This window comes from Enterococcus larvae (genome assembly GCF_017830045.1).
GTDB classification, from domain to species: domain Bacteria; phylum Bacillota; class Bacilli; order Lactobacillales; family Enterococcaceae; genus Enterococcus_L; species Enterococcus_L larvae.
The window spans coordinates 270,333-287,862 of the sequence record NZ_JAEDXU010000004.1 but is presented as its reverse complement, the minus strand read 5'-3'; the positions used below and the strand labels follow the sequence as shown (position 1 = coordinate 287,862).

The window sequence follows — 17,530 nt, the reverse complement described above, 5'->3', positions numbered from 1 at the left end:
GCGGAATCAAATCTCGTATAAAGCACTGAACAAAACTTGAAGAAAGAAGGATGGTTATGTTTAAACGTGTACATTTAGTAGTAATGGATTCAGTTGGGATCGGTGAAGCACCAGATGCCGATAAATTTGGAGATGTGGGTAGTGATACATTAGGTCATATTGCAAAAGAAGCTGGTCTGACAATCCCTCACTTGGAAAACTTAGGACTGGGAACAATTGCTCCTCTTCACAATGTAGAAGCCAAAGCGGATCATTTAGGCTACGCAACAAAGCTTGAAGAAGTTTCTGTTGGAAAAGATACTATGACTGGGCACTGGGAAATCATGGGCTTGAATATTCAAAAGCCTTTTCGTGTCTTCCCTGATGGTTTTCCAGACGAGTTATTAAAGCAAATCGAAGAGTTTTCAGGAAGAAAGATTGTCTGCAACAAGCCATACAGCGGAACAGCGGTCATTGATGATTACGGCGAGCATCAAATGAAAACAGGCGATCTGATCGTTTATACGTCAGCTGATCCAGTGCTGCAGATTGCTGCACATGAGGACATTATTCCTTTAGAAGAGCTATACCGTATTTGTCAGTATGTTCGTGATATTACAAAAGATGAGCCTTATATGATCGGTCGTATCATTGCGCGTCCATATCTTGGCGAACCAGGGAATTTCACACGTACAAGCAATCGTCACGATTATGCGCTAGATCCATTTGGACATACTGTGCTTGATTCTTTAAAAGAAGGCGGCAAGGATGTGATCGCTGTTGGGAAAATCAATGATATTTTCAATGGTCAGGGTATTACGGAATCAGTTCGTACGAAGAGTAACATGGATGGTGTCGATCAGCTCTTGAATGTCATGAAAAAAGATTTTACTGGCTTGAGTTTTACGAACCTAGTAGATTTTGATGCATTGTTCGGCCATCGTCGGGATGTTGCCGGTTATGCTCGTGCTATCGAAGAATTTGATCTTCGGATGCCTGAAATTTTGGATGCGATGCAGGATGATGATCTATTGATCATCACTGCAGATCACGGAAACGATCCAACCTTCCCGGGAACAGACCATACAAGAGAATATGTTCCACTGCTTGTTTACAGCAAAAATATGAAGGGTCAGGGCAAATTAGCTCAAGGACACTATGCAGATATTTCAGCAACGATTGCTGAAAACTTCAATGTAGCGAAAACTGAGAATGGCACAAGTTTTTTGAAAGACTTGAAATAGGAGGAAAACAATGACGAAGCTGAAAGAGCAATTACAGGAAACAACAGCATTTTTGAAGGAGAAAGGAATCGGCGAGGTGGATTTTGGCTTGATCCTAGGATCTGGCTTAGGTGAGCTGGCAGAAGAAATAGAAAATCCAATCGCAGTACCATTCTCAGATGTACCCCATTTCTCTGTTTCAACAGTTGTTGGTCATGCGGGGCAGTTAGTGTACGGCACACTTTCCGGTAAAAAAGTATTGGCTATGCAAGGGCGTTTCCATTATTATGAAGGCCATTCAATGCAAGTTGTTACTTATCCGGTACGTATGATGGCGGCACTGGGGATTCACTCGATTGTTGTAACGAACGCTGCTGGTGGTGTCAACGAAAGCTTTGAACCTGGAAATCTGATGCTGATCACTGATCATATCAATTTTACAGGAGATAACCCATTGATTGGCGAGAATGAAGACGACATGGGGCCGCGTTTCCCTGATATGAGTCAAGCATATACGAAAACCTATCAAGAAACAGCAAGAAAGGTCGCCGCTGATCAAGGGATGTCATTACAAGAGGGTGTTTATATGGGCTTCTCCGGTCCTACGTATGAAACACCAGCTGAAATCCACATGGCTCGTACAATGGGAGCAGATGCAGTGGGCATGTCCACAGTCGCAGAGGTTATCGTAGCAGCACATAGCGGCTTGAAGGTCCTTGGTATTTCTTGTATTACTAACTTGGCTGCCGGCATGCAAAGCAGTTTGAACCATGAGGAAGTTGTTGAAACAACGCAGCGTGTGAAAGAACAGTTTAAACAGCTGATCAAGAGAACGTTGGAGGAGTTATAATTTAGTTCGAAAAATAAGAAAAAAGGGGCGAAACAAATGAGTGTTCATATCGAAGCGAAACAAGGTGAAATTGCTGATAAAATTTTATTACCGGGCGATCCGCTGAGAGCAAAGTATATTGCTGAAACATTTTTAGAAAACCCTGTCTGTTACAATCAGGTTCGAGGGATGTTGGGCTATACAGGTACGTATAAAGGTGAGCGTATTTCTGTTCAAGGAACAGGGATGGGTATGCCGTCAGCGACGATTTATGCCCATGAACTGATCAATTCTTATGACGTGAAAAAACTGATTCGTGTAGGGACTTGCGGTGCACTTTCAACAGATGTTCACGTTCGCGATTTGATTATCGCGCAAGGAGCAGCGACAAGCTCTTCCATGATTGCGAAGAACTTCCAGCAATTCCACTTCCCTCCAATCGGGGATTTTGATTTATTGCTGAAGGCTTACAAGCTTTCAATGGAAAAGGGCTTTACGACACACGTTGGGAATGTCTTGTCAGAAGATACATTCTATAAAGATGATACTACTGAAACCATGAAGCTGGCAGAGCTTGGCGTTCTTGGTGTTGAGATGGAAGCAGCAGCTTTATACTATCTAGGTGCGAAATTCCATGTACAGGCATTAGCTATTTGTACAGTTAGCGACCATATTATCACAGGCGAAGAAACAACCGCAGAAGAAAGACAAACGACCTTTAATGAAATGATTGAGGTTGGATTGGAAACGGCAATCGCGTAGTAATGATAGTCTAGTGATATGACCAAATCGTTCTCAAAAATTAGACGATAACTCTAATTTCTGAGAACGATTTTTTACGTCATTAGAATTAGTTAGAAAACTGCTTTCTGTACGGCTGTATATGGTATGCTGTTGTTATCGTTGTTTGAGCAAAATAGGAGGATGAAATGAAAATAAGAAGTGATGAATCAAACTATATTTCCTACTTAGAAAAAACTATCCAGAAGAGGAATTCGTTTTAGGCAGATCTGTAAGATGCGGCGAGCCTGACGAGGGGTCAGCGCTTGGAGGAACGGCCTTCTTTCTTTATTTTGGCAAAAAATCCGTCTATTTTACCCCTCTAGATCCAGTTGACCTTGATTATATTGAAGTGGATTGTTGGAACTATAGAGAAAAAAATATTTTAGGGATAAGGTTAAGTAAAACATTTTTAGCGTTTGTTATTGATATTATTTTTCAAGATGATGACGAAAATGTTTGCTTGAGACAATTTACTTGTGGTCGATTTGATATATTCAATAAGTTTAATAGAGAAACTTTTGCTAAGCTGCTGCAGGGAAAAAGTAATGTTCTAATTTACAAGTCAGAACATTTTGATGATTTCATGGAACGAGTATCAAAAGATAATGGAGGGCATTACGAAGCTATTCCTTTAGGGGTTCAAGTAGATCAATGAGTGCTAGCAAGACCTAAGAGAAGAGTAATAAGAAAAATTGATTATGTAAATTATAGAAGAGGCTGAGCCGAAAGTGAATGCTCCGAGAAATAAGAAGAAATAGACGAAGATAGCTGTTCATAGTTTCAGTATCCAAGTAGGTACTTTGCCGCATCAGATCTACTGCGGTAGTTTCTGTGTGTTAAAGCAATTTCGGCTTAATTTCGAAGGAGCAGTTTTTGGCTCGCCGTTTATTTTGTGTTTAGAGTGTAAGACAATTTCTAATTTGAATATTGTCTTACACTCTTTTTAATATATTATATGTTGCTGCTTCAGTTTTGAATCTCTATCAAAAGTAAGAAACATGCCTAAAAAAGTGAATAGTAAATAAAATTTTTGATATTTATTTTTTAATTTTTGTAATATGGTAATGAGAAGGAATTCGTTCCTATTCTAAGTATAATTAATGTTATTTTTTAGTCAAATAGCGCTATTTTCCTTTTTTATTGTCTTGTTTATTTGTATATTTTTATCTAAACTAAAATAAAGGAGGAAATAAATGATGAGTGAAGTATCAGTTAAGTTGGGGGTTGCAGCCGCTGCCTCACAGAGAATGAGTCAAGCTGCCAGTGCATTAGCCAGTGTGTCGACAACAGGAAACAGCAGTAGTCGAACCACCGTATCAGGAAACAATAACGCAAAGAGTAGTATTCAGAGAACGGTTCAATCAGGGCAGCGGATTTCCAATGCTTTGGCAAGAGACGGCAATAATATTCATTCGGTGGCACAAGAGTTTTCTGCCATTGATCAAAAGCTGGGTCAGAAATTTGATGGATTCAGTATCCTTTCCGGTCCTGGTACAGGCGGCTCCTCATGAGAGAGGTAGAGGATCAGGAGCTGGCTATTCTAAAACAGCTTTCAGCAGTAGTTGCGAATCAGGAGAAAAATCGCAAAGCGTCATGGAAGCTGGAGGAACGAGAAAACGATTATCGCCTATTGGCGAAAAAACAAGAAGCGTATCTAAATGAACTCATTTATACAAATAGGGGAGAGCATCACGATTATTTTGCAGAAATGGAAGAAGAGCTGTCCTTTCTTCAGAGAAAAAACTTGGCAGAGTTGGAGGAAGAACGGGAGGCTCTTTACGAAGAGGCAAAAGCTCTTACTATAAAAGAAGAAGCGCTTCTTAGTGAGAGACGAAGCTTGTTGTTGGGAGAAAACAATCAGTTGAAGGAGATGAAAGATAAAAAGGGGGAAAAGAGTTGAGTATCAATTTTTATATTGGAGAGGTTCAGGCACAAAGCAGTTCGGCGGTATCCGTCGCCAATGCTTACATTCAACATGCCGGCACTTTGAAGGATAGTATCAATACCTTTTTAAGGGCACCGCTATCTGGTGAAACGTATAAATCAGCAAAACGGTATTTCACGGCGGTCTATCCGCCTATCAGCAGTGCGCTGATTTTGGTGGGGGAGTCCATGATCGAAGCCCATACGAAATTCCCGGAGGAATTTCAAGCGATGGTGGATACCTGTGATGTAGAGGAAGATCGGTTGAAGGCACAAATCCAACAGGGACAGAACCTGTTGAAATCCTATGCGGAGGTGCTGAACAAGGAAGAGAAGACCAACCAGCGTATGGAACAAGCCTATATGCGTATGCAAGAGGGTATTGGCAAGCTGGAGGAAAAGCTGAACGATCTCTACAGCTTTGATGCGAAATCCACAGGAATCTTTTCCGAGGTGGAAGCGAATCTGGATAACTTGGAACAAGGCTTATCAGCTATCGAAAACTGTACAGCATGGAATCCAAGCACTGGCACCTTTGATATTTCAAAGCTGAACCTATCATGGACGAAGCCGATCAATGAAGCTTGGCGGGAAAGAGAAGAGCGAAACAAGCAGGAGATCCAAAAGAGACTGGCACGATTGAATGCTTATGAGATAGAATGTATAGAGTATGGCGGCAAATATGGAAAGAGTTGGACAATCATCAAAGACGGTCAGCGACTATCCAAAAAAGACCATCCGGAGCTTTATGCTCTGTTGGAAGAATACGGAGAACATCTGGCAAAGGACCAGTATACCGTAAAAGAACTGAAGATCATCAAAAATGAAGTGACCTATCTTCCAGGAGCCGGAATATTTGGAAACCTGGGTGCTATAGACAAGCTTGTGAAAGGGCTGGGAGCACTAAAGGTTGGCCAGCAGTTTCTGGATCAGATGAAGAATGGTATCACGATATCTAGGAGCGATGCTGAAGAGGTTGAAATTGAGATACCCAAAGATGTTCAACGGAAGATAAAGAAACTTTCGCCTGAACAGAAAAAAATATTCGATGAAGCATTAGACAAATTATCTAAAGGAGATAAGACTGGTTTGAATGACCATGCTTTGCAAGGAGATAGAAAAGGTCAAAGAGCTTTTGATGTAAAAGGAAAAGGTACTGGTGGGAATAGAGGAGGGATCAGAGGGGTATACGAAAGGCTCAAAGATGGTAGTTTGAGACTTAAAGATGTTATAAGAGGACATAACTATAAGAAATGAGGAATTAAATATGGAAATGGTACATGTATTATTTGAAATCTATTATGAAGATGGGCTTGATCTAGAAAAATTATTTGATGATACTACTTCTTTTGAAGAGCTAGTTGCGAGTGGTATTAGTTTTACCTATGCTCCTTACGAGCTCGCTTATGCAGGTTCGAAAGGAATTGTTTATAATATTGAAGATTTGGCAGGTTTTGGCGGAGATATGGAGATAGATCCCGAAGAAGAAAACTATGAGGCAAAGAGGGGAAAGCTGATTGAAAAATGGCAAGAAATAGCTGTGAAAAAAATTGATGAGGCAATGAAAGAGTATATGGCAGTGAAAGACTCTGTTCTGGCGGAGTTTGATAAAGAAAATTAGTTATAGCGAGCGAATAAAGTACTGAGGTCTGTTATTGGAGAGGTGAATGAAACACGTATTGTTTGAGATATTTTACCCAGAGGCTTTGAATTTGGAACACGTTTTTAGCGAAGCAGCAAGATTTGAGGAAATTGTTCACAGTGGAATTAGCTTTACTTACGCAGAAAACAAACTGTGTTTTGCTGGGGAACATGGTATTGTACACAAGCTAGAAGACTTTGTTGGTTTTTGTGGAGATATGGATATCGATCCAAGCTTAAGTGATTACCATGAGCATAATGTACAGTTGAAAAAAGAGTGGGAGAAAATCGCTAAAAATAAAGTGCAAGAGGCCTATGAAGAATACATGATTTTGAAAAAGAACTATAAGATAGAACATGGAATCAAAGATGATCTTGAATAACTGAGGAGAGTCAAGCTGATTGAGATATTCTGAAGTCAGCTTGGCTTTTTAAATAGTATACTGTAAAAGAACTGAAGATCATCAAAAATGAAGTGACCTATCTTCCAGGAGCCGGAATATTTGGAAACCTGGGTGCTATAGACAAGCTTGTGAAAGGGCTGGGAGCACTAAAGGTTGGCCAGCAGTTTCTGGATCAGATGAAGAATGCGCCGAGTCTTGTGAAGGTAAGGGAAGTTAATGGAACTGATGAGCTTCCCCACCAAAGACAAGTTGATGGCGGTGTAGAGGGTGGTAATCCAGTAGCAGCCGGAAAACAAGGAAAGCATGTTATAGGGCATAAAAATAATAATCAGTCTAAGGAAAAAGGAGAAAAGAAAAATACTTGGACAGAAGGAACTAATGGTGTCCCTGAAACTCAAGAAGGTTGGATGAATGGGGAGGATGTTCCAGATAGAAATGGGGAGTTTGGTACAGTAAAGGAATATGATACGGGAAAAGTTGTCGGCAGTGAGGGGGAAACCTGGATTAAAGTTCATACTGATCGGTATGGAAATATTCATGGTTATCCAATACACAAATGATAGAAAGAGGAAATGATATGAAAAGTAAGTTAGCAATAGATTTTGTAAATAGAACCTTGAATGAGGGCGATTATGGTTATACACTGAGAAATTATTTAAAGATAGATACATTAGATTATCTATTACTAGATAACATGGACGGGATTACTTTTCTGCATATGACAGATTTTAATTATGGACGTTGTTTTGCATATATGTTTATGGAAGATATTCAGTTAAGTAAATCTTTTTTTACAGTTAAAGCAAGAGAAGAAGTGATTCAGCGCGGCTACATTGAGTTTATCAGTTTAAAAATTTCTGCTATTAGTCCTTTTTTTTATATGGATAAGGCAATGTATATACCGGAAGAGGGAAAATTGAGAATTGTACTCTTAGATCAATTTAAAAATGAAAAATTGGAAGAGAAATTTAGTAATATATTGCTAAATTTAGATGAAAAATTTGATAGAGTAGATCCAGACGACTTAAGGATTCCATTAGAAGGGGTTCGTTTGGAGAATGTAGAGCCAGAAGATGTAACGATAGGAAGATATCTATTCGAATAGTTGGATGAAAAGATTTCTGTTCGAGCAAATGAAGCTGACTGGATTTGAACTATTCCGAAATTTAGTCAGCTTTTTAATCATAACGATGCAATAGAGTGCAGAACATGGAATCAAAGATGATCTTGAATAACTGAGGAGAGTCAAGCTGATTGAGATATTCTGAAGTCGGCTTGGTTTTTTAAATAGTATACCGTAAAAGAACTGAAGATCATCAAAAATGAAGTGACCTATCTTCCAGGAGCCGGAATATTTGGAAACCTGGGTGCTATAGACAAGCTTGTGAAAGGGCTGGGAGCACTAAAGGTTGGTCAGCAGTTTCTGGATCAGATGAAGAATGGTATCACGATATCTAGGAGCGATGCTGAAGAGGTTGAAATTGAGATACCTAAAAATGTTCAGCGGAAGATAAAGAAGCTTTCCCCTGAGCAAAAGAAAGCATTAGATAAAGCGTTGGATAAATTGGCAAAGGGAGATAAAACTGGTTTGAATGATCATGCTCTCGGTTATGATAGGCGTGGAGAGCGAGGGATAGACATAAAAGGGTTTGGTCCGCGTAGGGGAAGTGGAAGACTAACGTACGAAAAAGACTCAAATGGAAATATAAGAGTAAAGGATTTTTTACCGAAACATAACTATTAATAAAATGAGGTGTATTGAATGCTGCGAATGAAGCATGTATTATTAGAAGTCTATTTTGATGATGAACGAGTGAAGTTGGAAGAAGTGCTTACACATACATCAAATCTGGAAGAATTGATGTACAAAGAGGTGAAATTTACCTATGCAGATAATGAGTTAGCTTATGCGGGTCAAAAAGGAATTGTTTATAACATTGAAGATATGGCAGGCTTTGGTGGAGATATGGAGATAGAGCCCGAAGAAGAGAATTATGAAGCGAAAATGGAAAAGTTGATTGAGGCATGGCAGGAAATAGCTGTAAGAAAAATTGATGAAGCGGTAAATGAGTATATGGCTGTGAAGGACTCAATTCTTGCGGAGTTTGATAAAGAAAATTAGTTATAGCGAGCGAATAAAGTACTGAGGTCTGTTATTGGAGATGTGAATGAAATACGTATTGTTTGAGATATTTTACCCAGATGCTTTGAATTTGGAACACGTTTTTAGCGAAGCATCGACATTTGAAGAAATTGTTCACAGTGGAATAAGCTTTGCTTACGCAGATAATGGACTATGATTTGCGAGAGAACATGGAATCAAAGATGATCTTGAATAGATGGGGAGAGTCAAGCTGGTTGAGATATTCTGAAATCGGCTTGGTTTTTTTAATAGTATGCCGTTAAGCTTGTGAAAGGGCTGGGAGCACTGAAGGTTGGCCAGCAGTTTCTGGATCAGATGAAGAATGCATCAAATATACAATTGAGTGAGAAAAAAGAATATAAGACACCTATATCTGGCAGTGGAAAAAAAGGCAAATGACAGGGCAGAAGGAGAAAGACCATACGTTGATGAGAATGGAAATGGGTTTGCTGAGAAATTAATGGATGGAAAATATGGAAAGGGAAACTGGAATAAAAAAATCCAGAATTAAAGAAACTTAAAAAATATGGAGATAGAGGTTTCAAATGAGGAGGGAAATAATTGGATTATAACGATGAAGAAACAGTATATTTATATCAATTGCTTATATATAAGCAATTGAAACAATACGTTATAGAATGTATTGATGAAAAAGATTTTTATGTTAGTGAGCAAGAAAAAATCCTGCTTTTTCAAAATAAAGAAGACATTGAGAAGTATGTAAAAAGGAACAAAATTGATTTAGAAGAAAGCGACATGGCAGAAGAAACAATTGATTTAGATAAATTGGCACATTGGTTAAATGAAAAACAAATAGCTTTTGATAATTCAGAGTTTTTGACTTTATGGAATTTTTTTGATGATGTATCCTTTTCTATCAAGAAAATTTTTATTGGTAATGGTAATGATTACGATAATATTTATGTTAAGCTCTTTCATGGAAATAACCTACCGACAATCAATACTTCTGGAAAAGAATATGTCCCTGAATGGAACGATAATGAAATTATTAAGATTAGGAATGTTATGAAAGCAGGTTTGGAGTTGTTTGGTGATAATATATGCATATATAACTAACGAGTTAGCTTTATGGAGTAGAATCGTTGAACTCTGAGAAAGGGAATACATGTAAAAGAATGGGAGAATATTGCTAAAAAGAAGATAATGAAGAATACATGATTTTGAAAAAGAATTATATAGTAGAGCATGGAATCAAAGATGATCATGCATAGATGTGTATTATTCGCTGCCTATAATGCTTGAACAAGCAAGAAAAGCTGAATTGATTTTGGATGTTAACTCCAAATCAGTTCAGCTTCTTCATATTTTTAACTATATATGATTAGGGAAATAGTACATAGTTTTCTATTCACCCAGCAAGGATGTTTTCACATCTTCGATGATCTTTGTGTAAGCGATAGGACCGTTGTATAGCCAGCCTGAATCTCCTCCGAAGGTGAAGACTTTATCATTTTTGACAGCAGGGAGATTTTTCCAAACCTCTTCTTGGAAGAATGGATCTGCTTCGTCGCTGTTGATGACGAAAAGGTTGTCGGCATCCAATTCAGCCAGCTTTTCTAAAGAGACGCTACTCCAATCCGCTGTGGCAGATGCTGAAATTTCTTTGACCAAGTCAGGTACCTTCAAGCCAAGATCCCCATAAAGAACAGCACCACTTGACCGAGTTTCTCCAACCATGAATGCTTGATTATTTGTGATCCATAGAACTGCAGCAGATTGATCTCCTGCTTTATCAGCCAGTTCTTCTTTTGTTTTTTCTGCAAGAGTATCGTAGTCAGAAAGGACTGCTTCAGCCTCGTCCTCTTTGTCTAAAACAGCACCGACATCTAAGAGTTGATCTCTCCAAGTGACATCGTCACCATTTTTTACCACATAGGTTGGTGCGATTTTACTGTATTCATCGTATTTTCCACCTTCTACAAGCGCAGAAGAGCTAACCAATAATAGGTCGGGTTCATATTTTAGGACTTCTTCGTACGGCAAGTCATATGAAATTGTAGGTATCCCGTCTAGTTCATCCTGTAGATAATCTTGAATGCTTGAGTTGTTAACTGTCCATTGGGCAACAGGCGTCACATCCAATGCAACCAGATAGTCTTCCAAATAGCTTCCGATGATCTTCTTTGGATTCGCTGGAATCGTTACTTCATTGCCTAGAGCATCAGTCATTACTCGTTCTTTTGCAGAAGTACTTTCTGTTGTGCTATCTGATGAAGAATCAGTTGAACCGCAGGCGGCAAGTAGTGATCCGCCTACTAATAAAGATAAGCCTAAAGCAGTGTATTTATTGAATAATTTCATGTTGTTCTCTCCCCGTTGTTTTATTGATAAAGTGAGTCAGATAATTGCCTCGTTTGTTTGATTTACAAATCTTAATGTTCCGTGTTTCTCATATAAATGATAATGATTCTCATTATCATTTATATAGATGGTTTTGTCAATCCTTATCTGAAAAATAAAGTGATTTTGAATAAGATCTTTTGTAAAATAGTTGTTCGTTTAAATATCATTGCTTTTTGAAGGAGAGTTTCTTATAATTAAGTGCGGTCTGTTGAGAATGATTCTCAATATGACGACGGAGTAAGAAAAAAATAAGGACTTCGCAGGGGAAGGAAAACTATGGCAATTTTATCTACTGAAGAGCTGGCAACAGGCTACGGTAAGGAAACCATCAGCGAAAAATTGAACTGCTCTTTTGAAGCAGGAACAATTACTAGTATTATTGGCCCTAATGGTTGTGGGAAATCGACATTGTTGAAAACATTAGCGCGAATCCAACCGGAAATCAAAGGACATGTTCTATTGGAAAGTAAAGCGTTGAATCAATATACATCAAAGGAAATCGCACGAAAGCTGGCGATCCTGTCGCAGAATCCGGAAAGCGCAATTGATCTATCCGTCTTCGATTTGGTTTCTTTTGGGCGTCATCCTTATCAATCTGGTTGGAAAAATCTGACAAACCAAGACCAGAAATATATCCAATGGGCATTGGAAATGACAGGTTTGACAGAATTGGCTCGAGAATCTGTTGCCATCCTATCCGGCGGTCAACGTCAAAGGGTTTGGATCGCTATGGCGCTTGTTCAGGATACAGAGGTGTTGCTGTTAGATGAGCCGACTACCTATTTGGACCCGGCACATCAGCTGGAAATCTTGAATGTATTGAAAATGATCAATAAGGAGCACAAGAAAACGATCGTTATGACGATTCATGATATCAATCTTGCCTCACGTTTTTCAGATCGAGTCATTGCAATGAAGCAAGGACAGGTACTGAAGGAGGGAACGCCTTCGGAAGTGATTACAGCTGAGACGCTGAAGCAAGTCTTTGCGATTGAAGCAGAGATTGTCTGTCACGGCAAAACCCAGCGGCCGTTACTTCTTTCTTATGAGATGATGAAGGAGAATGGTGATGACCTTGAAAGCTAAACTGCAGCAGCATCAATGGCTCTCCTTTATTTCCTTATTGTTTCTTCTTATCATTGCAATAATGATATCGATCAGATATGGTGCAGTTCAAGTACCGCTTGAAACATTTTGGGAGGCGCTTTGGCACTTTGATAAGCAGAATCAGCTGCATCAAGTTATCTACTCGATTCGTCTTCCGAGAGTGTTGGGGGCGGTGCTGGTTGGTACGAGCTTGGCAGTCAGCGGCGGCTTGGCTCAAGGAATCACTCAAAATCCATTGGCAGACTCGGGGCTTATGGGGGTCAATGCAGGGGCAGCTTTAGGGTTGGCGTTTGTTTTCGCCTTCTTTCCATCTGCGGGGTATTGGCAAATACTGCTGGTTTCTTTTTTAGGCGCAGGTGTCAGTATTGCGATCATCTATTTTATATCCAAACGCTCAAGCCGTGGAGCAACACCGATTCGTCTGGTGTTGGCGGGTGCGGGGATCAGTGCCCTATTTATCTCAATCAGTCAGTTTATTGCTTTGCAATTCAATTTGAGTCAAGACATTACATTTTGGTCATTGGGGGGAGTTAGTGCGATTTCTTGGAAGCAGCTGCAAGTTGCAGCACCGTTCTTTCTGTTGGCATTACTGCTGGCGATCGGCTTCAGTTCTTCAGTGACTATTCTGCGCTTCGGGGATGATACGGCTGTCAGCTTAGGAAAAAATCCGCAACGTATTCGTCTGATCGTCAGTCTGCTGATTTTGATTTTATCAGGGCTTTCGGTGGCTATTGCTGGCTCGGTCAGCTTTGTCGGTCTGATTGTTCCTCATATGATGCGCTTTTTTGCGGGAGAAAATTATCGCAAGCTAATTCCGTTCACGGCTGTTGGCGGTGCCTTATTGGTCGTGTTGGCAGACTTTGCAGCTCGTATGATCAATCCGCCTTTTGAGACACCATTCGGCGCAGTGGTAGCAGTTATCGGTATCCCCTTCTTTATTTATTTGTTTCGTAAAGGAGGGAATCTGGGATGAGCAAAAAGAAACTTACTGGATTTTACCTGAGTGTTGCTGGTCTGATTATTGTAGTAGCCTTTTATAGTTTAACTCATGGCCAATTGGCGATTTCAGCGAGTGATCTGTGGGCAGTTATTGGTGGGTCTGGAAGTAGAGCGCAGAGACTATTGATTCTTGATTTTCGCTTGCCGAGGATCATCCTAGCTGTGTTGGCTGGCGGGGCTCTGGGAATGAGCGGCACGATTTTGCAAAGCGTGACAAGGAACCCATTAGCAGATACAGGGATTCTAGGGATCAATGCTGGTGCAGGATTTACCGTACTATTGTTTATCAGCTTTGTTGAAACGACGACAGCAACTGTCTTTCTATTGCCGTTTGTGGCCTTGATAGGTGCTTTGGCTGCTGCCGGAGGGATTGTATTGATTGCTTTCGATAAGCGAAAGGGACTGACACCGGTTCGAATGATTCTGACAGGGGTGGTTTTAAGTACAGGTATTTCTGCCATGACAATTTTATTGACCACCAAGCTGGATTCTGAAAATTATCGATTTGTGACGATGTGGCAAGCGGGAAGTATCTGGGGAAGCAACTGGTCCTTTGTGGTTGCAATGATCCCATGGCTGTTGATCTGTTTCTTGGCGGCGATGAGCAGGCATCGAATCTATGATATCCTGCAGTTGGGAGATGAGACAGCTGTTTCTGTTGGCGTAAATGTTGGACGGGAACGCTTGCTTTCTCTGGTTTTGGCGGTTGTTGCCGCAGCTGCCGCTATTTCTGTGACCGGCGGCATCGGCTTTCTTGGGCTGATTTCACCGCATATCGTTCGTGGGCTGGGGATCAAAAAGCATATGAATTTACTACCGGCATCACTTTTGACTGGCGGCTTGCTGCTGCTGTTGAGTGATACGTTGGGGCGACTGCTGCTGCCCACGGGAGAAATACCTGCAGGTGTGATTGTAGCAATCATTGGAGCACCATATTTCTTATATTTGCTATTGAAAAATGATCAGTGAAATATAAAAGCAACTATCTGAGGCGGAACTCATTTCTACCTCAGTTTTTTTGTATTTATCAACTGGACACTGTCGTCGTTTTACTTTTGGTTGTTTGGAAAAATGATTGCCTCTATTAAGCATCAGTGACTGGCAGAAGTGTTGAAAAAAGTATATGATGGAATTGAATTAAAACTATACTTTTAAAGTGGGTGAAAGAATGGATAATTTTCGTTTTTATGTACCAACTGATGTCCGTTTCGGTAAGGATCGTCTGACGGACGAATTGGCGGATGTTTTGAATGTGTATGGTAAGACAGTTCTGCTGGCGTATGGCGGCGGCAGTATCAAGAAAAACGGCTTGTACGATCAGCTGATTCAGCTGATGGAAGCAAACGGAAATACAGTAATTGAGTTAAGCGGGATTGAGCCGAATCCTCGAACGGAAACTGTTGATCGAGGCGTTGCTTTATGTCGCGAACACAAAGTAGATGTGATTCTGGCTGTCGGCGGCGGGTCAACAATCGACTGTGCGAAAGTCGTTGCGGCTGGTTTCTATTTTGAGAAATCTGCTTGGGATCTAGTTCTGGCACGTCGTACATTTGATGGACCGGCATTACCGTTAGTGACAATCCTTACTTTGGCAGCAACAGGTAGTGAAATGAATAGCGGCGCAGTAATCAGTAATTTATCGACGAACCAGAAGCTGGGAGTCGGTGCTGCATCAATGATGCCTAAAGCGTCGTTTTTAGATCCGCAAAATACGTATACTGTTCCTCAATATCAAACAGCAGCAGGCTCAGCGGATATCCTGAGTCATTTGTTTGAGAACTATTTTAAAGTGACAGAAGGAACGGATGTACAGGACGGGATTTCTGAAGGATTGATGAAGACAGTAATCAAAAACTGTCCAATAGCACTTGAATCACCGGAAGATTATGATGCACGGGCAAACCTGATGTGGGCCAGCAGCTTGGCGCTGAATGGTTTGACTGGAGACGGTAAAGGGGGCGCTTGGTCCTGTCACCCAATGGAGCACGAGTTAAGTGCTTTTTATGATATTACGCATGGCGTAGGTCTGGCAATTTTGACCCCTCGTTGGATGAACTACATTCTTTCTGATAAAACAGTGGGTAAATTCCAGCAGTTTGCCCATAATGTCTGGGGGATAACAGAAGAAGATCCTTTCACAGCTGCGAAAAAAGGAATTCAAGCAACTTACGACTTCTTTAAGTCCTGCGGGATTCCGATGACACTGCCGGAGGTTGGCATCAACGAAGACAAGCTGACTGTGATGGCGGAACAGGCAGTTGAGCATAGTACAATCGAAACAGCAGCCTATGTACCGCTGAGTGCGGCTGACGTAACAACTATTTATCAGGAGTGTTTGACAGAATCTTCTTATCTGTAGATCGTCATTGAATCATCATGACAGCTCTTATGCCCTTCTTATCTGGAAAGGCATAGGGCTGTTTTTTACTGTGCAGAAATCGCTTGATAATATAACGTGTTTGGAAGATGAGTGTATGCTGTGGAGGGAGCAGTCATTCTTTGTAAGTCAATGTTTTTAGGCTCAATATTTCTATTTTAGATACTCGTTGTTGAAAATTAAAAAACATTCATTATAATTGAAATGCCGTTGAGATTGTAATACGTTTATAGTATTCAGAATTATGGAGAATGACGATTGTTTTGCCGCAATAGCATTATTGGTTTGTTGCATTTTCATCAGTGTATGTGTTTTTTGGAAGGTTTGTACCCAATCATACAGAAAATCAAGAGAGGTTGTTAAAACAAGGAATGATCAAGGATAGAGTAGTAGTGATTAAGGAAGAAATTCGAAAAAGAGAAGAAGAAACGCTGAGACAGACGTTGACGATTTTGACAAAAGCCTTCGGCAACTATCTACTAGAGGAGCTGAACGATCCTCTAATTATCAAAGATGGTTTCGTAGGGATCGCTTCTAGTCACTTATTCACTAAGCTGGGGATTGAGTCCAAATATTTGAATAAGCGGAGCTTTAATAAGGTATTCAAGTACATAAAATCATATTGTAAAAAGCAAGGCTTGAGAGTGAAGGTAATAAATAAGGAGAGTAAATTTTTCTATTTAGAGGTCGTTTTCATTGAATATCGACCATTCACTAATCGAGTAAAGGATCATTTATTGTTGCTGATCAATCGCTATCTATTGGCCAATTGATCAATGAATAGCTGGAAGATAAAAAACTGAGACTGCCGATGGGCATCTCAGTTTTTTTGATTGTAGTTGCTAAATCCCTTTCACATCCAAAACAGAATATCCTCGCTGATCATATCGATTACGGCTGCGGGAATATTCTAAAGGACGCCCATTCTTTAGGTAAACGACTTGTTCTACTTCAAGTACAGGGTCGTTGACACCGCAATTCAGGTATTCTTGATCATAGGAATCACTTTTGGCCGCTTGAATAGTTCTAAAGGCTCCAGCGAATTGAATTCCAAGCTCTTTTCTCAAGTATTCGTAAATAGAATGCTCCAGAATCTCATTTGTTAGGCCGGGAGCCAAATCAACAGGCATATATGTATGCTCCAGCACATAGGGGATATCTTCCAGAATCCTCAGACGAATGATTTTATAAACCGGCTGTTCTGCGGGGATCAGCAGTCGTTCCTGTACATCTTTACTTGGAAATTCTACTTCGAATAAGATAGCTCGACTAGATAATTTTCGATTGGCAGCGGCCATCTGGATGCTCAATCCTTGGTATTCATTCGCTGGGGAAGTGTCTTTATCCCAGAAAGAGTGATCCAATATCCGAGTACCGGCCCCTCGTTGGGAGTAGACAAGTCCTTCCATCGTCAAAATATTTACTGCTTTTTTTATGGTCATCCGACTAACGGAAAATTCTTCCACCAAATCTGTTTGGTTTGGCAAAAGGCTGTCAACCGGGTAAGTTTTATTTTTAATTCGTTCTCTTAATATATTTGCGATTTCTTCGTATTTTGGCATAAATGTTCACCTCAATCTGAGTATAACGAACTCTTTGGTTTTCTACAATCATATTCTTATTGAAAAGGTGTTTGACTAGTTATGTTCTTACTATTCTAAGAAGTTTTTTGAGTATAAAAGAGAGTGGGACAATAATCTGTTGCCACTCTTTTCCATACCCTAAATCCGAATAAACGGCGAGTCAGAAGCAGCTCCT

Annotated in this window: 22 protein-coding genes; 20 read left to right on the top strand and 2 right to left on the bottom strand. The window is 40.2% G+C overall.

Translation table 11 applies throughout. The features are described 5' to 3' along the window. Positions 1-56: 56 nt before the first annotated feature. The 15 genes from deoB to I6N96_RS09905 all read left to right on the top strand — a co-directional run bounded on the left by deoB (position 57) and on the right by I6N96_RS09905 (position 10,002). Positions 57-1,223 carry a phosphopentomutase gene (gene deoB / locus I6N96_RS09970; protein WP_209557406.1) on the top strand — a complete coding sequence of 389 codons (1,167 nt, stop codon included), beginning with the start codon at positions 57-59 and terminating at the stop codon, positions 1,221-1,223. A gap of 10 nt (positions 1,224-1,233) precedes the next feature. After that, positions 1,234-2,052, top strand: a complete 819-nt coding sequence (locus I6N96_RS09965; RefSeq protein ID WP_209557405.1) for a purine-nucleoside phosphorylase — start codon at positions 1,234-1,236, stop codon at positions 2,050-2,052. Positions 2,053-2,088: 36 nt separating this feature from the next. Then, the gene (gene deoD, locus I6N96_RS09960; RefSeq protein ID WP_209557404.1) at positions 2,089-2,793 is read left to right on the top strand and encodes a purine-nucleoside phosphorylase; all 705 of its coding nucleotides are present in this window, start codon (positions 2,089-2,091) and stop codon (positions 2,791-2,793) included. 370 nt (positions 2,794-3,163) lie between these two features. Then, positions 3,164-3,469: a hypothetical protein gene (locus I6N96_RS09955; protein ID WP_209557403.1), complete on the top strand. Its 306-nt coding sequence runs from the start codon at positions 3,164-3,166 to the stop codon at positions 3,467-3,469. A gap of 538 nt (positions 3,470-4,007) precedes the next feature. Continuing rightward, positions 4,008-4,325 carry a TIGR04197 family type VII secretion effector gene (locus tag I6N96_RS09950; RefSeq protein ID WP_245186914.1) on the top strand — a complete coding sequence of 106 codons (318 nt, stop codon included), beginning with the start codon at positions 4,008-4,010 and terminating at the stop codon, positions 4,323-4,325. Continuing rightward, on the top strand, positions 4,322-4,714 hold the full coding sequence (locus I6N96_RS09945; protein WP_209557402.1) for a DUF3958 family protein: 393 nt from the start codon (positions 4,322-4,324) through the stop codon (positions 4,712-4,714). Before I6N96_RS09950 ends, I6N96_RS09945 begins: the two co-directional genes overlap by 4 nt. Then, a complete protein-coding gene (locus I6N96_RS09940) occupies positions 4,711-5,994 on the top strand; it encodes a T7SS effector LXG polymorphic toxin (RefSeq protein ID WP_209557401.1) in 1,284 nt (427 codons plus the stop codon). Before I6N96_RS09945 ends, I6N96_RS09940 begins: the two co-directional genes overlap by 4 nt. Positions 5,995-6,004: 10 nt before the next feature. Beyond that, positions 6,005-6,358 carry a hypothetical protein gene (locus I6N96_RS09935; RefSeq protein ID WP_209557400.1) on the top strand — a complete coding sequence of 118 codons (354 nt, stop codon included), beginning with the start codon at positions 6,005-6,007 and terminating at the stop codon, positions 6,356-6,358. Positions 6,359-6,404: 46 nt separating this feature from the next. Beyond that, positions 6,405-6,761, top strand: coding sequence for a hypothetical protein (locus I6N96_RS09930; RefSeq protein WP_209557399.1), 357 nt, complete (start codon positions 6,405-6,407; stop codon positions 6,759-6,761). A 92-nt stretch (positions 6,762-6,853) separates the two neighbouring features. Next, positions 6,854-7,342 carry a hypothetical protein gene (locus tag I6N96_RS09925; RefSeq protein WP_209557398.1) on the top strand — a complete coding sequence of 163 codons (489 nt, stop codon included), beginning with the start codon at positions 6,854-6,856 and terminating at the stop codon, positions 7,340-7,342. A 17-nt stretch (positions 7,343-7,359) separates the two neighbouring features. Next, on the top strand, positions 7,360-7,887 hold the full coding sequence (locus tag I6N96_RS09920; protein WP_209557397.1) for a hypothetical protein: 528 nt from the start codon (positions 7,360-7,362) through the stop codon (positions 7,885-7,887). A gap of 222 nt (positions 7,888-8,109) precedes the next feature. Continuing rightward, a complete protein-coding gene (locus tag I6N96_RS09915) occupies positions 8,110-8,526 on the top strand; it encodes a hypothetical protein (protein ID WP_209557396.1) in 417 nt (138 codons plus the stop codon). 18 nt (positions 8,527-8,544) lie between these two features. Continuing rightward, complete coding sequence (locus I6N96_RS09910; RefSeq protein ID WP_209557395.1) at positions 8,545-8,904, top strand: hypothetical protein; 360 nt, start codon at positions 8,545-8,547, stop codon at positions 8,902-8,904. 46 nt (positions 8,905-8,950) lie between these two features. After that, entirely contained in the window at positions 8,951-9,082 is a 132-nt protein-coding gene (locus I6N96_RS19900) for a hypothetical protein (RefSeq protein ID WP_283811185.1), read from the top strand. A gap of 404 nt (positions 9,083-9,486) precedes the next feature. Beyond that, positions 9,487-10,002, top strand: a complete 516-nt coding sequence (locus tag I6N96_RS09905) for a hypothetical protein (protein ID WP_209557394.1) — start codon at positions 9,487-9,489, stop codon at positions 10,000-10,002. Positions 10,003-10,290: 288 nt separating this feature from the next. Here I6N96_RS09905 and I6N96_RS09900 read toward each other — a convergent pair whose 3' ends face one another. Further along, entirely contained in the window at positions 10,291-11,247 is a 957-nt protein-coding gene (locus tag I6N96_RS09900) for an iron-hydroxamate ABC transporter substrate-binding protein (protein WP_209557393.1), read from the bottom strand. A 318-nt stretch (positions 11,248-11,565) separates the two neighbouring features. Here I6N96_RS09900 and I6N96_RS09895 point away from each other — a divergent pair, with 318 nt between their 5' ends. The 5 genes from I6N96_RS09895 to I6N96_RS09875 all read left to right on the top strand — a co-directional run bounded on the left by I6N96_RS09895 (position 11,566) and on the right by I6N96_RS09875 (position 16,545). Continuing rightward, entirely contained in the window at positions 11,566-12,375 is an 810-nt protein-coding gene (locus tag I6N96_RS09895) for an ABC transporter ATP-binding protein (RefSeq protein ID WP_209557392.1), read from the top strand. Further along, entirely contained in the window at positions 12,359-13,369 is a 1,011-nt protein-coding gene (locus tag I6N96_RS09890; RefSeq protein WP_209557391.1) for a FecCD family ABC transporter permease, read from the top strand. Before I6N96_RS09895 ends, I6N96_RS09890 begins: the two co-directional genes overlap by 17 nt. After that, the gene (locus I6N96_RS09885; protein WP_209557390.1) at positions 13,366-14,364 is read left to right on the top strand and encodes a FecCD family ABC transporter permease; all 999 of its coding nucleotides are present in this window, start codon (positions 13,366-13,368) and stop codon (positions 14,362-14,364) included. Before I6N96_RS09890 ends, I6N96_RS09885 begins: the two co-directional genes overlap by 4 nt. Before the next feature lie 199 nt (positions 14,365-14,563). Further along, positions 14,564-15,754 (top strand): iron-containing alcohol dehydrogenase, encoded by a 1,191-nt coding sequence (locus I6N96_RS09880; protein WP_209557389.1) that lies wholly within the window; start codon positions 14,564-14,566, stop codon positions 15,752-15,754. 410 nt (positions 15,755-16,164) lie between these two features. Then, the gene (locus I6N96_RS09875) at positions 16,165-16,545 is read left to right on the top strand and encodes a hypothetical protein (protein ID WP_209557388.1); all 381 of its coding nucleotides are present in this window, start codon (positions 16,165-16,167) and stop codon (positions 16,543-16,545) included. Positions 16,546-16,614: 69 nt separating this feature from the next. Here I6N96_RS09875 and I6N96_RS09870 read toward each other — a convergent pair whose 3' ends face one another. After that, positions 16,615-17,334, bottom strand: a complete 720-nt coding sequence (locus I6N96_RS09870) for a GntR family transcriptional regulator (RefSeq protein WP_209557387.1) — start codon at positions 17,332-17,334, stop codon at positions 16,615-16,617. Positions 17,335-17,530 lie beyond the last annotated feature (196 nt).

Bases quoted from the DNA above. Each gene is read 5' to 3' on its own strand.
- I6N96_RS09885 (WP_209557390.1), top strand. From the start codon at position 13,366: ATGAGCAAAAAGAAACTTACTGGATTTTACCTGAGTGTTGCTGGTCTG.
- I6N96_RS19900 (WP_283811185.1), top strand. From the start codon at position 8,951: ATGAAATACGTATTGTTTGAGATATTTTACCCAGATGCTTTGAATTTG.
- I6N96_RS09870 (WP_209557387.1), bottom strand. From the start codon at position 17,334: ATGCCAAAATACGAAGAAATCGCAAATATATTAAGAGAACGAATTAAA.
- I6N96_RS09895 (WP_209557392.1), top strand. From the start codon at position 11,566: ATGGCAATTTTATCTACTGAAGAGCTGGCAACAGGCTACGGTAAGGAA.
- I6N96_RS09890 (WP_209557391.1), top strand. From the start codon at position 12,359: ATGACCTTGAAAGCTAAACTGCAGCAGCATCAATGGCTCTCCTTTATT.
- I6N96_RS09965 (WP_209557405.1), top strand. From the start codon at position 1,234: ATGACGAAGCTGAAAGAGCAATTACAGGAAACAACAGCATTTTTGAAG.
- I6N96_RS09930 (WP_209557399.1), top strand. From the start codon at position 6,405: ATGAAACACGTATTGTTTGAGATATTTTACCCAGAGGCTTTGAATTTG.
- I6N96_RS09935 (WP_209557400.1), top strand. From the start codon at position 6,005: ATGGAAATGGTACATGTATTATTTGAAATCTATTATGAAGATGGGCTT.
- I6N96_RS09910 (WP_209557395.1), top strand. From the start codon at position 8,545: ATGCTGCGAATGAAGCATGTATTATTAGAAGTCTATTTTGATGATGAA.
- I6N96_RS09920 (WP_209557397.1), top strand. From the start codon at position 7,360: ATGAAAAGTAAGTTAGCAATAGATTTTGTAAATAGAACCTTGAATGAG.
- I6N96_RS09950 (WP_245186914.1), top strand. From the start codon at position 4,008: ATGATGAGTGAAGTATCAGTTAAGTTGGGGGTTGCAGCCGCTGCCTCA.
- I6N96_RS09945 (WP_209557402.1), top strand. From the start codon at position 4,322: ATGAGAGAGGTAGAGGATCAGGAGCTGGCTATTCTAAAACAGCTTTCA.
- deoD (WP_209557404.1), top strand. From the start codon at position 2,089: ATGAGTGTTCATATCGAAGCGAAACAAGGTGAAATTGCTGATAAAATT.
- I6N96_RS09900 (WP_209557393.1), bottom strand. From the start codon at position 11,247: ATGAAATTATTCAATAAATACACTGCTTTAGGCTTATCTTTATTAGTA.
- I6N96_RS09880 (WP_209557389.1), top strand. From the start codon at position 14,564: ATGGATAATTTTCGTTTTTATGTACCAACTGATGTCCGTTTCGGTAAG.
- deoB (WP_209557406.1), top strand. From the start codon at position 57: ATGTTTAAACGTGTACATTTAGTAGTAATGGATTCAGTTGGGATCGGT.